This window comes from Nitratidesulfovibrio sp. HK-II (assembly GCF_003402415.2).
In the GTDB taxonomy this organism is placed as follows: domain Bacteria; phylum Desulfobacterota; class Desulfovibrionia; order Desulfovibrionales; family Desulfovibrionaceae; genus Cupidesulfovibrio.
Window position 1 is genome coordinate 2,804,812 of sequence record NZ_AP036014.1, and the last position, 12,434, is coordinate 2,817,245.

Below are 12,434 nucleotides of genomic sequence, written 5' to 3' on the forward strand. Positions count from 1 at the left end.
GCAAAGACGCCGGGACCACGCGCGCATCACCAGGAGGACCGCATGATTCCCGGAAAAGGCCGCTACTTCTTCACGTCCGAGTCCGTCACCGAAGGGCACCCCGACAAGGTCGCCGACCAGATTTCCGACGCCGTGCTCGACGTGCTGCTGGCGCAGGACCCCATGTCCCGCGTGGCCTGCGAAACGCTGGTGACCACCGGCATGGCCTTCATCGCCGGTGAAATCCGCACCAAGGGTTTCGCCGACCTGCCCGAGGTGGTGCGCTCGACCATCCAGAACATCGGCTACAACAGCTCGGACATGGGCTTTGACTGGAAGACCTGCGCGGTCATTTCCTCCATCGACAAGCAGTCGGGCGACATCGCCCAGGGCGTGGACCGGGGCAACCCCGAAGACCAGGGCGCGGGCGACCAGGGCATGATGTTCGGCTTCGCCTGCGATGAAACCCCCACCCTCATGCCCGCCCCCATCTACTGGGCGCACCAGCTGTCGCAGCGCCTGACCAAGGTGCGCAAGGACGGCATCCTCGACTTCCTGCGGCCCGACGGCAAGACCCAGGTCTCGTTCGAGTACGTGGATGGCAAGCCCATGCACATCAACAACGTGGTCGTCTCGTCGCAGCATGCCGACAACGTGTCCAACGCCACCATCCGCGAAGGCATTATCGAGGAAGTGATCAAGAAGACGCTGCCCGAGGGCCTGATGGCCGACGACTGCGAAATCTTCATCAACACCACTGGCCGGTTCGTGGTCGGCGGCCCCATGGGCGACTGCGGCCTCACCGGCCGCAAGATCATCCAGGACACCTACGGCGGCGCGGGCCACCACGGCGGCGGCGCGTTCTCGGGCAAGGACGCCTCCAAGGTGGACCGCTCCGGCGCGTACATGGGCCGCTACATCGCCAAGAACGTGGTCAAGGCGGGCCTTGCCCCCAAGTGCGAAGTGCAGATCGCCTACTGCATCGGCGTGGCCGAGCCGGTTTCCGTGCTGGTGTCCTCGCTGGGCAGCAGCGAACTGTCGGACGAGGTGCTCACCCGCGCCGTGCGCGAAGTGTTCGACCTGCGCCCCTACCACATCATCAAGCGCCTTGACCTGAACCGCCCCATCTACAGCAAGACCACCTGCTACGGCCACTTCGGCCGCGAACTGCCCGAGTTCACCTGGGAGCAGTGCGACGCCGTGGCCGACCTGCGCACCGCCGCCAAGATCTAACGCGCCGCGCACGCCACAGAAACGACAAGGGCGGGGAGCATGCTCCCCGCCCTTTTGCGTGCGTGAATGTGGCGGCCCGCCGCCCCGGCAGGCGTGCCTGCCCTGCCGCTCCGGACGCTACCCCGCAAGGTCCGCCAGGTCCGCCTGCAGGCCCGACACCGAGGCGTCCAGGTCCACGTCGAAGCTGGCCCCGAATTCCTCGCCGTTGATCCAGGCCACCGTGTAGGCCACGTCCACCAGGTAGGCCAGCCGAAAGTTCTCGCCCCGCAGCAGCACGCCGCGCGCGCCGTGCGCGGGCATGGGGCCACCATCGTCCAGCAGCAGGCGCGAGCCGCCGGGGCTGATGTCGATGATCCGGGCGACGCGGTCCGCGCCGTCCATGTGCACACGGCAGGATTGGTTCAACCCATAGGCCTTCAGAAAAATGCGCGAGTGGCGTCTGCGTTCCATCATCTCCCCCCTTTCGCGTCGGCCGCCGCGAGGTCATCGCCGCCTTGCCGCGCAATGCGCGCGGCCATGCAAGCCCGACGCGGCCCGAACGTGCTGCCTGAATGCGCGCACCCGGACATCCGGGCGCACCGCTTCACGGAACGGCAGTAACGGTAGCATGCCCGCGAAAATATGGGAATACCGTTAGCCTGTGCGCGCGGAGCATCGCGCCCCTGCCGGATGCCACGCACGCACAGAAGCTTTGCGCGTCACGCCGTGGTGGACGCCTGGCGCGAACGCTCGATCAGCCCGCGCACCCGTCCGGTAAGGCCGGGCAGGTCGGGCTTGGAAATCTGGTCGTCCGCGCCAACGGCCGCACCCTTGTGGCGCAGCGCGTCGGTGATCAGAGAAGAGAACAGCACCACCGGCAGCCGTTGCAGCACGGGGTCATCCTTGATGCGGCGGGTCAGGTTGTGGCCGTCCATCTCGGGCATCTCGATGTCCGACACCACCAGGTCCACGTAGTCGTAGATGTGTTTGCGTTCTTCTTCCGCGCGCTTGCGCCAGCCGCACAGCACGTCCCACGCCTCGCGCCCGCTGCTGGTGCGGGTGACGCGAAAGCCCGCCTTTTCCAACGTGCTGCCGATCATGTTGCGGATGGCCGAGGAATCGTCGGCGATGAGCACATGCCAGTCTTCGGACAGGGTCACCGTCGGTTCCGTAACCTCCAGCGCCGCGCCCATGTCCGCCCGGGGATTCATGGAGGCCACGATCTTCTCCATGTCCAGCAGGAACACGATGCGGTCCTCGAAACGCACCACCCCGATGACCGACTGGCCGCTGTAGGTCTGCATGTGCGAGTCGGGGGCCTCCACCTGGCTCCAGCTCAGGCGGTGGATGCGGGTAACCCCGGAAACCAGGAACGCCGTGACCATGCCGCTGAACTCGGACACGATGACCTTCAGCGAATCGCTGGGCACCACCTGCTTGCCCAGCCACCCGCCCAGGTCCACCAGGGGCAGCACGCGACCGCGCAGGTTGAAGGTGCCCAGCGCCGCCGGGTGGTGCTTGCTGGGCACTCCCGTGACCGTGGGCCGCCGGATGATTTCCAGCACCTTGGCCACGTTCATGCCGTAATATCCCCGATACACCTTGCCGTCCGCCAGGGCTTCCTCGATGTAGAATTCGATGATTTCGAGCTCGTTGGTGCCCGATTCCAGCAGGATGTTGGTCTGGCTCATGTGCCCCCCTGAAAGGTCGTGACGTACGCCCCAGTATGCCATACGGCGTGCCGGGGGCAATTGTTTTTCCGCGTTGGGCGCAACAATATGGCCCTCCCTGCCGTGACACGACAGAGAGGGCGCGGTGAAAGGCAGCCGGCACGGGCCGGAAAGGGGATGACGGCGGCGATCACGCGCCCCGCACGCCCACCTTGCGCAGCACCTCTGGCGAGGCGTCAAAGGGATTCCCGGCCCGGCCGCACTGCGGCAGCGGGTGTTCCGGCAGGGCGGGCAGCCCGGCCAGGTGCGCGTTGTAGGCGTGCACCGCCAGCGGCTCCAGGGTCAGCACGTCCTCTGCGTTGTAGGCCAGCAGGGTTTCCAGGGCGCGCGCGTCGCCGCTGTTCTGCCAATGGCGCCACAGCAGCACGGCGGTGTAGCCGTCCACCCCGGTCAGCGCACCGCGGTCCAGCCCGAAGGCCCGCTCCACCCGTTTCAGCCCGCCGGAGTAGCCCAGCGGCTTCAGCACCCAGCGCAGATCCAGGTGGGCCATGTCCAGCTTCTGGCGAAAGGTCTGTTCGATGAACGGCGCGTCGAACCCGCGCCCGTTGAAGGTGACCAGCAGCTTGTAGGCCCGGATGTCGTCGGCGAAGTCGTCCAGGTTTTCGCCGTGCACGTAGGTACGCAACTCGCTCCCGTCCCACAGGGCGATGGTGGTGATGTGCGATTCCGGCCAGCCGAGACCGGTGGTTTCAATGTCCACGTAGGCCGCCTGATGGCGGAAGGCGGCGAACAGCCGCCACTGGTCCGCCGCGCCCAGACGCTGGCCGAACCACGCGGCGTCGCCCGCCGCGAGGCGGGCGTGCGAATCCGCCACGCCCGAGGAAAAGGTGCCCGCCTCGTACCGGCGACAGGGAATGTCGCCGCGCGCCGCTGCATCCTGCCAGGTAAGGCAGCCCCCGCGCCACAGGCGTTCCTCGAAGGCCGCGCCCACGCCGGGCAGATGGCGGAAGGTGGAGGTGATCATGGCTTGCCGCCCGAGCGGGGCTTGCCGCCCTTGCGGGACTTGGCGGCGACCGTCCGGGCGGCCTTTCCCGCGCCTCGCGCGCCCGCTGCGCCCGGCTTGCCCCGTGTTTTCGCGGCCGCGCCATCCTTCTGCCCCACCCCGTGACGCGGGCAGACCTCGATCATCTCGCATTCGCCACAGCGAGGGGCGCGGGCGTCGCACACGTGGCGGCCGAACCACACCAGCATGTGGTTCACGTCGCCCCAGGCATCCTGCGGAAAAAGGGCCATCAGGTCGCGCTCGATCTGCACCGGGTCCACGGATTCGGTAAAGCCCAGCCGGAACGCGATGCGCTTGACGTGGGTGTCCACCGCGATGCCCTCGTTGATGCCGTAGGCCCCCCACAGCACCACGTTGGCGGTCTTGCGGGCCACGCCCGGCAGTTGCACCAGCTCGGCCATGGTGCGCGGCACCTCGCCGCCGTGCACTTCGGCCACGCGGCGGGCAGCGCCCAGCAGGTTTGTGGCCTTGTTGCGGTAGAACCCGGTGGAGTGGATGACCTCCTCCAGCTCTTCCTGCGTGGCTCGGGCAAGCTCTGCCGGGCCGGGCCAGCGGCCGAACAGGCCGGGGGTCACCTGGTTCACGCGCACGTCGGTGCACTGGGCGGCCAGCACCGTGGCCACCAGCAGTTCCCAGGCGTTGCGGGCCACCAGGTGCGTTTCGCGGGTGGGGTAGCGCAGGCGCAGGAGTTCGAGCACCCTGGCCGCGCGGTCGGCGGTCTGCATGAAAGGCTCCGTGAAGGGATGTGCGCGCGGCGGACGATCAGCGAAAAAGACGGGCGGGGGAACGGAGACAGGGGGACAAGCCATGCAACGGCCCCGCCATTCGCGCGGCGGCCAGTATATGCCATGCCGGGCCGCGCCCGGCAACCACGCCGCGAAGGCCGGATGCGCGGGGGATACGCCGGGGAATGCGCGGGCAGCGCCGCTCCGGACACGCCCTGCCGCCTGCCGCGCCCGGCTTTCCGCGACATTCCCGTGCCGAAACCGTGCGCATCGCGTTGCCGTGCGGTGGCTTCTTCGCTATGCACATGGGCGGCGCGCCGCGTACGCCATCCCGCCCCGCGGGCACACGAACGCGGCGGGCACAACGCACCCCAGCGCAGGAGGTTTCCATGGCGGTCCTCGTGTACATGACGGCCCCGAACCCGGAAGAAGCCGAACGCATCGGCCGCGCCCTGGTGGAGCAACGGCTTGCCGCGTGCGTCAACGTGCTGGGGTCCATCCGCTCCATCTACCACTGGGCGGGCGACATCCAGACCGAAACCGAAACCGCCTTCATCGCCAAGACCACCGATGCCCTGGTGCCCGCCCTGACCGAGGCGGTGCTGCAACTGCACCCCTACGAGGTGCCCTGCGTGGTGGCCCTGCCCATCACCGGCGGCAGCGCGGCCTTTCTTGGCTGGATCGACGACGTAACCCGCAAGGAGCCCTAGCATGCCCATCTACGTTTCCGGGTCCATCGCCTACGACCGCATCATGAATTTTCCCGGCAAGTTCGCGGACCACATCCTGCCGGAAAAGATACACATCCTGAACGTGTGCTTTCTCATAGACCGGCTGGAGGAAAAGCGCGGCGGCACGGCGGGCAACATCGCCTACAGCCTGGCCCTGCTTGGCGAGAAGCCGCACATCCTGTGCTGCGTGGGCAAGGACTTCGACCGCTACGCCGAAGAACTGGACAAGCTGGACCTGCCGCAGGACGGCATCCGCAGGCTGGACGACCAGTTCACCGCCGGGGCCTACATCACCACCGACCAGAGCGACAACCAGATCACCGGCTTCAACCCTGCGGCCATGCGCTTTCCGTGCGAATACCCCTTCCCCGCGCTGAACGCGAAGGCCGACATCGCCATCGTCTCGCCCGGCAACGTGGACGACATGGTGGGCCTGCCGCGCATGTTCCGCGAGCGCGGGGTGCGCTACATCTTCGACCCCGGCCAGCAGATTCCCGCCCTGTCCGGCGACCAGTTGTACGAGGCCATCTGCGGCGCGCACATGCTGGTCACCAACGACTACGAACTGGAAATGATCATGAAGGCCACGGGCCGCACCAAGGCGGAACTGCTGGAACGCACCGGGTGGATCATCACCACCATGTCCGAGCACGGGTCGCGAATCGACAACGGCAGCCCGGTGCTGGTGCCCGCCGTGAAGGCCGACCGGGTACTGGACCCCACCGGCGCGGGCGACGCCTACCGGGCGGGGCTCATCAAGGGCCTGGTGGACGGCAAGGACGTGGCCGAGGCGGCCCGCATGGGCGCAACCTGCGCCAGCTTCTGCGTGGAGCACTACGGCACCCAGGAACACGCCTTCACGCCGGAGCAGTTCGCGGCGCGGCACGCGGCCGCGTTCGGCGGGTAGGGCCTGCACCACTATGGGTCTTTTGCCCTCTGCCGTCGTCAGCGCGTTTTTTTATTCCGGTCGAGTACCAGAAAAGTACGCGCTGCGGTCCTCATCCGTAAGGTTCGCTTTGCTCACCTAACGGCTGAGGCACTCCCTCCATAAAAAAGTGCGCTTCCTCGGCAGAGAACAAAATCCCTCATAGTGGCAACAGGCCCTAGCGTATTCCTACACGCTCGGCCCAACCGACAAAGCAAAGCGCCGCCGGATTCCCGAAGAAATCCGGCGGCGCTCCATTTGCGCAAAAGATGGGGCAAGGCCCGACAAGGTGGCGATGGCGCTACCCGAAAAGCTTCTCCGGCGGCCGTCTCTCCGGCACGACGTCATGGGGAATCTCGTCTTCGTTCCAGGCCTGCGAGACATACAACCCACAGAAGCAGGCTCCGAATTCCTTCACGTCGTCCTCGCGGTACACGCAGGGACAGACGATGTCGCGGTCCTTCTCGAATTCGCCAAGGGCCAGGCGGCAGGGGCAGGCCATGTAGCCGTAGCGCTGCCTGTTCACCAGCAGGCTTTCCAGCAGAGGCATGGTCATGTCCATGTCCTTGTTGAAGAAGTAGCCCTTGGGTTCCTGAATCTTGCGCAGCATGTCGTACAACGACTGGGCGGTGGCGGGTCCGCTCATAGATCCAGGGCCTCCTTGATGTCTTCCTTGTGAAAGCCCACGATGACGCGGCCATTGCCGCAAACCAGCGTGGGGAACGACAGCTTGGGGTTGTGGGCGCGGATTTCCTCCAGCACCGCCTTGCGCTCGTCGCCTTCCAACTGGTCCACGAACACGCACTTGTAGTCCACGCCATGTTCTTCGAGGTACTGCTTGGTGTTCTTGCAGTGTACGCAGGTGGACAGGGCGAACAGTTTCACTTCACCGGAATCGTCGGCCATGATGCATACCTCGCTCGGTCGTGTAGGACGTGTGATGTCGCGTGCCGTCGTCGCACCCTAGCAGCAGCGCCCCAGCCTGACAATCCGGCGGGCGTCCTTGACGTGCAGGAAGGGGCACGCGGGAAAGGGCGCGGGGCCACGCCGCGCCAGGCCCCGCCGGATACGCCAGCCGGTGCCTACCCGGCTGCCGCGCCGGGCCGCCCCGCCACCGCGTCGGCGATGAGCGAGGCCAGACGGCGCACCGTTCCGGCAAGGTCGGCATGTTCCTCGAGGGCTCCGTCCACGCGGATGCCGTAGCGCTCGTCCCGCAGGGGGCGTCGCCCCCCCTCGCGGCCCGCATGGTCCGCGTCGGGCCCTTCGCCCAGCAGCACGGTGAGCGCGTTGTGGGTGACCACGATGGTGCGCTCCCCGGCCTGCACGGTCAGGGTGTCGCCGTCGTCCTGCACGTCAAAGCGCTGGTCCTCCGGCAGTTCCTCGCGCATTTCGGCCAGGGCGGCCGCCACCGGGCGCAGCCGTTCGCGGGCCACGTCGCGCAACCGCTCGGCCATGCCCGTGGCGCTTTCGCCCACGGCCCGCCGCCGCGAAAGTTCCTCGCGCAGCACTTCGCGCGGGCTTTCCGGGCGGGTTCGCCACACGTAGCGCAACAGCAGGTAGAGCAGCAGGACGAACAGGCCGCCCAGAATCAAACCGCGTATCATGCTTCACTCCATGCCGCGAAAGGCGTGCCTTGCGCAAGTGCGCCCAAGCGGCGGACCGGGCCGCGACAGCCGGGCCTGTCCCGCACGTATCCGCCGATGCGGCGTGCCCTCCGGTACCCCGCCAGGCCACCGCCCATCCGCCCCCCGATGAAGGGGCACCCCCGCAAACCGTTGCGGGGCGCGGAACGCCAGGGCGACGGCCAGTTTGGCCTTGACATCTTTCTTAACGTCTTCCTATGACTTACGTAACTGGAAAGCCATCGGCAAGGCCCGGCGGCGCATCCGGCACAGTCACGATTCCCGCGCGGGACGGTTACGGACCGGTAACGCGCCTTCGCAAACCTCAACCCGCATCGCGCCGCCCTGAAACCGGACGATACGCCACACGACACGGGGGAATACGCCCTACAGCGCACAGCGCACCCGCCCAACTGCGGCAGGCACGACAGCCACGGCAAGGCACGGAGCACACGGGGCAACGCAACGCCCCAGGCAGCGGCGAAACCACCCGCCGCACCGCGCACCGCCAGACACATGCCGCACGAACGGCGCAGACGCACCACGCCACTGGGACGACGCCCCGCACGAGGAAGCACGCACGGAACACGGTTTTGTTGGCGGCATCACGCATTCATGGACACTGCGCCCTGCCCGGCAGGGATTTCATCTCCACAACCATCAGGAACAAGGGAGACGGATTATGTCCAAGGCGTTGGAGACCCAAAGAACCTATGCTCTTGTAGGAACCGGAGGTTGCGGTAAGACCTCGCTCGCCGAAATGCTGCTGTATCAGGCGGGCGTGGTCGGCCGCCTCGGCAAAATCGAGGAGGGCACCACCGCCCTCGACTTCGAGCCAGAGGAGACCAAGCGGCGCGGCTCCATCCAGCCCGCCCTGGCCACCTTGCAGCGCAACGGTTCCCGCCACTTCCTGCTGGACATTCCCGGCGACAACAACTTCATCGGCGACATCGGTTACCTGCTTTCGGGCGTCGATGCCGCCGTTTTCGTCATCGACGCGGTGGACGGGGTGCGCCCGCTCACCCGCAAGCTGTGGCAGTCGGTGCGGGCGGCCGGGTTGCCCGCCGCCGTGTTCATCAACAAGGTGGACCGCGACCGGGCCGACTTCGACATGGCGTTCTCCGGGCTTTCCGCCATCCTCGGCATGCGCCCGGTGCTGCTGTACATGCCCATCGGCCAGCAGGCGAGCTTCAAGGGCCTGGTGGACGTGCTGGCGGGCAAGGCCCTGTTCTTCGGCGACGACGGCAAGGTGACCGAGGGCGACATCCCCGCCGACATGGCCGACGCCGTGTCCGCCCTGCGCGAGACCACCATCGAGAACATCGCCGAATCAGACGAAACCCTGATGGAAAAATACCTCGAAGAGGGCGAGCTGACCCCCGAGGAAATGGCCATGGGCCTGCAAAAGGGCGTGCTGGCCGGGGATCTGGTGCCCGTGGTGGCCGGGGCGGCCATGGAAAACAAGGGCGGCGCGCAGTTGCTCGACACCATCGACCGTCTGTTGCCCTCGCCCCTGCAACGGCCCGCGTGGCTCGACGCCGACGGCAAGGAACGGGCCAGCAGCCCCGACGCCCCCGCCGCCTGTTTCGTGTTCAAGACCCTGGCAGACCCTTTCGCCGGGCAGCTCAGCCTTATCCGGGTGCTTTCGGGTACCGTCTCCACCGAATCCACCCTGAAGAACATGACCACCGGCGAGCCGGAACGCCTTGGCTCGCTGCTGTACCTTACCGGCAAGACCCAGGCCCCGTGCAAGGACGTGCTGGGTCCCGGCGCGGTGGTGGCCGTGGCCAAGCTGAAGGGCACCCGCACCGGCGACACCCTGTGCGACGAAAAGAACCCCTTCGTGCTGCCCAAACCCGCCACGCCGCCGCAACTGATCACCTACGCCCTCGCGCCCAAGGAAAAGGGCGACGAAGACAAGGTGTTCACCGCCGTGCACAAGCTGCTGGACGAGGACATCACCCTCAAGCTTGCCCGCGACGAGGAAACCAGCGACATCCTGCTTTCCGGCATGGGCCAGCTGCACATCGAACTTTCCGTTGAAAAGGCCAAGCGCCGCTACAAGACCGAAATCCTGCTCAAGACGCCCAAGGTGCCCTACCGTGAAACGGTGCGCGGCAAGGCGCAGGTGCAGGGGCGGCACAAGAAGCAGTCCGGCGGGCGCGGCCAGTTCGGCGACTGCTGGATAGAGATGGAAGGGCTGTCACGCGGCTCGGGCTACGTGTTCGAGGATGCGGTGGTGGGCGGCTCCATTCCCCGCCAGTACATCCCGGCCGTGGACAAGGGCGTGCAAGAGGCCGCCGCGCGCGGCTACCTTGCCGGGTGCCCGGTGGTGGACTTCAAGGTGAAGCTGTACGACGGCAGCTACCACACGGTGGACTCGTCGGAAATGGCGTTCAAGATCGCTGGGTCGCTGGCCTTCAAGAAGGCCATGGAACTGATGAAGCCCACCCTGCTCGAACCCATCGTGCTGCTGTCCGTATCCGTGCCCGACGAGTACATGGGCGACGTCATCGGCGATTTGTCGTCGCGGCGCGGCAAGGTGCTGGGGTCCGATTCGCAGGTGGGCATCACCGAAATCAAGGCCCACGTCCCCATGAGCGAAGTGCTGCGCTACGCGCCCGACCTGCGCTCCATGACAGGCGGGCAGGGCGTGTTCACCATGGAATTCGACCACTACGAGGAAGCGCCGCCGCCGGTGGCCGAAAAGGTCATCGCCGACTACAGGAAGGAGCGCGGCGAGGAGTAGCCGAATCCGGCGCTGCCGGTTGAGCGAAGACGAGTGCTGACGGTTGCGAACGACTGCGCCGCCCCCGGGGTTCCGGGGGCGGCGCTTGCGGTTTTGAAGTTGGCCGCGGCCCCTTCATCGTTTTGCATTCTGCATGCAAAATTGTTGACCGGCATCCTGCCACCGGCTAGGGTCGGCTCATGAAGCTTTCCCCCACCGTCCCTGACACCGCGCCCGACGACGGCAGCCTTGCCGCCATCCGGCACGAGAACCTCGACGAAAAGATTTACGAGCGCATCCGGGCCATGATCGCCGACGGCGTGCTGGCCCCCGGCCAGCGCGTGGCGCAGGAAGCGCTGGCCGGGCGGCTTGGCGTCAGCCGCACCCCGCTGGTCAACGCCCTGAAGCGGCTGGCGCAGGACGGGCTGCTGCGGGCCATTCCCCGTCGGGGGTTCCGGGTGCGCGAACTTTCCACGCTGGAACTGGTGCAGCTGTTCGAACTGCGCGCACGCCTGGAGCCGCTGGCGGCGGAACTGGCCGCCACGCGCATCACCCCGGACGAGGCGGAGCGCATGGCCGACGAATGGCGGGCCATGGCCAGCCTGCCGGACACGCCGGAGGCGCACCAGACCTACGTTGAGCGCGACCGGGCCTTTCACCGGCGGCTGGCTGAGCTTTCCGGCAACCCGTTCCTGCGCGCCGCCATGGACCCGGTGAACACGCTGGCTGCCGCCTACCTGCACGGCACCCCCCGCCCGTGGGAAGACACCGTGCCCGACCACCTCGCCGTCATCGAAGCGCTGCGCCGGGGCGACCCGGCGGCCAGCGGCGCGGCCATGCACCGCCACATCGCGCCATCGCTGGAGGCGTTGCGCCAGGCGCTGCAGCAGCCCGCGCCGCCCAGCGTTGACTGACATCCCCTCCGCCACCGCCCAACGCACCCCACAAGAGGAGCGCCCATGCCCAGATTCGCCGCCAACCTGACCATGCTGTTCACCGAACTGCCGTTCGTCGAACGCTTCGCCGCCGCTCGGTCGGCGGGCTTTGATGCGGTGGAATACCTGTTCCCCTATGCCCACGCCCCGGAAACCCTGGCCGCCCTGCTGCGCGACAACGGCCAAACCCAGGTGCTGTTCAACCTGCCCTCGGGCGACTGGGCCGCCGGTGAACGGGGCATAGCCGCCCTGCCGGGGCGCGAGGCGGAATTCCGCGCCGGGGTGGACCGCGCCGTCGGCTACGCCAAGGCCCTTGGCGTGCCCCGGCTGAACTGCCTTGCGGGCAAGGTGCCTAGCAACGACCCCACCGCCGCGCAGGCCGCGTGGGCCACGCTGGTCACCAACGTGCGCTTCGCGGCGGACCGGCTGGCCGAGGCCGGGCTGACCCTGCTGGTGGAATTCATCAACCGCAAGGACATTCCCGGCTTCTTCCTGCACTCCACCGCGCAGGTGCTGCGCCTGCTGGACGAGGTGGACCGCCCCAACGTGCTGCTGCAGTACGACGTCTACCATGCCCAGCGCGAGGAGGGCGAACTGACGGCCACCCTGCGCGCCCATCTGCCGCGCATCGGGCACATCCAGATCGCGGACACGCCGGGCCGCCACCAGCCCGGCACCGGCGAGATAAACTACCCCTTCCTGTTCGCCGAACTGGACCGGCTGGGCTACGCTGGGCACATAGGGCTGGAATACGTGCCCGCGCCCGACACCCTGGCCTCGCTGGAGTGGATGCGCCCCTACGCGCAACAGGCATGACCGCCAGCCCGCAACAGACCACCGCAAA

General features: G+C 67.4%; 13 protein-coding genes. 6 read left to right on the forward strand and 7 right to left on the reverse strand.

Going from position 1 to position 12,434, the window contains the following annotated elements; genetic code table 11:
* Positions 1 to 42: 42 nt before the first annotated feature.
* Positions 43 to 1,212: a methionine adenosyltransferase gene (metK, locus tag RVX_RS11705; protein ID WP_116305999.1), complete on the forward strand. Its 1,170-nt coding sequence runs from the start codon at positions 43 to 45 to the stop codon at positions 1,210 to 1,212.
* A 117-nt stretch (positions 1,213 to 1,329) separates the two neighbouring features.
* On the opposite strand, the gene RVX_RS11710 is transcribed toward metK, so the two are convergent.
* From RVX_RS11710 to nth, 4 genes are all read right to left on the reverse strand, one after another.
* Positions 1,330 to 1,665 carry a PilZ domain-containing protein gene (locus tag RVX_RS11710; protein ID WP_116306000.1) on the reverse strand — a complete coding sequence of 112 codons (336 nt, stop codon included), beginning with the start codon at positions 1,663 to 1,665 and terminating at the stop codon, positions 1,330 to 1,332.
* Positions 1,666 to 1,910: 245 nt separating this feature from the next.
* Entirely contained in the window at positions 1,911 to 2,882 is a 972-nt protein-coding gene (locus RVX_RS11715) for a chemotaxis protein (protein WP_116306001.1), read from the reverse strand.
* A gap of 169 nt (positions 2,883 to 3,051) precedes the next feature.
* A complete protein-coding gene (locus RVX_RS11720; RefSeq protein WP_116306002.1) occupies positions 3,052 to 3,885 on the reverse strand; it encodes a ribonuclease H-like domain-containing protein in 834 nt (277 codons plus the stop codon).
* A complete protein-coding gene (nth, locus tag RVX_RS11725; RefSeq protein WP_116306003.1) occupies positions 3,882 to 4,649 on the reverse strand; it encodes an endonuclease III in 768 nt (255 codons plus the stop codon). The genes RVX_RS11720 and nth overlap by 4 nt, the downstream gene beginning before the upstream one ends.
* 389 nt (positions 4,650 to 5,038) lie before the next feature.
* On the opposite strand from nth, the gene cutA reads away from it, so the two are divergent.
* Positions 5,039 to 5,359, forward strand: coding sequence for a divalent-cation tolerance protein CutA (cutA, locus tag RVX_RS11730; RefSeq protein WP_116306004.1), 321 nt, complete (start codon positions 5,039 to 5,041; stop codon positions 5,357 to 5,359).
* A gap of 1 nt (position 5,360) precedes the next feature.
* The gene (locus RVX_RS11735; RefSeq protein WP_116306005.1) at positions 5,361 to 6,287 is read left to right on the forward strand and encodes a carbohydrate kinase family protein; all 927 of its coding nucleotides are present in this window, start codon (positions 5,361 to 5,363) and stop codon (positions 6,285 to 6,287) included.
* Between the two features lie 319 nt (positions 6,288 to 6,606).
* On the opposite strand, the gene RVX_RS11740 is transcribed toward RVX_RS11735, so the two are convergent.
* The 3 genes from RVX_RS11740 to RVX_RS11750 all read right to left on the reverse strand — a co-directional run bounded on the left by RVX_RS11740 (position 6,607) and on the right by RVX_RS11750 (position 7,909).
* Positions 6,607 to 6,951, reverse strand: a complete 345-nt coding sequence (locus tag RVX_RS11740; protein WP_116306006.1) for a ferredoxin-thioredoxin reductase catalytic domain-containing protein — start codon at positions 6,949 to 6,951, stop codon at positions 6,607 to 6,609.
* Positions 6,948 to 7,211 (reverse strand): glutaredoxin family protein, encoded by a 264-nt coding sequence (locus RVX_RS11745; RefSeq protein WP_116306007.1) that lies wholly within the window; start codon positions 7,209 to 7,211, stop codon positions 6,948 to 6,950. Before RVX_RS11745 ends, RVX_RS11740 begins: the two co-directional genes overlap by 4 nt.
* 176 nt (positions 7,212 to 7,387) lie before the next feature.
* Positions 7,388 to 7,909, reverse strand: coding sequence for a hypothetical protein (locus tag RVX_RS11750; protein ID WP_116306008.1), 522 nt, complete (start codon positions 7,907 to 7,909; stop codon positions 7,388 to 7,390).
* A gap of 700 nt (positions 7,910 to 8,609) precedes the next feature.
* Here RVX_RS11750 and RVX_RS11755 point away from each other — a divergent pair.
* The 3 genes from RVX_RS11755 to hyi all read left to right on the forward strand — a co-directional run bounded on the left by RVX_RS11755 (position 8,610) and on the right by hyi (position 12,406).
* Positions 8,610 to 10,676, forward strand: a complete 2,067-nt coding sequence (locus RVX_RS11755; RefSeq protein ID WP_116306009.1) for an elongation factor G — start codon at positions 8,610 to 8,612, stop codon at positions 10,674 to 10,676.
* A 179-nt stretch (positions 10,677 to 10,855) separates the two neighbouring features.
* Positions 10,856 to 11,569 (forward strand): GntR family transcriptional regulator, encoded by a 714-nt coding sequence (locus RVX_RS11760; RefSeq protein ID WP_116306010.1) that lies wholly within the window; start codon positions 10,856 to 10,858, stop codon positions 11,567 to 11,569.
* 45 nt (positions 11,570 to 11,614) lie between these two features.
* The gene (gene hyi, locus RVX_RS11765) at positions 11,615 to 12,406 is read left to right on the forward strand and encodes a hydroxypyruvate isomerase (RefSeq protein ID WP_116306011.1); all 792 of its coding nucleotides are present in this window, start codon (positions 11,615 to 11,617) and stop codon (positions 12,404 to 12,406) included.
* Positions 12,407 to 12,434 lie beyond the last annotated feature (28 nt).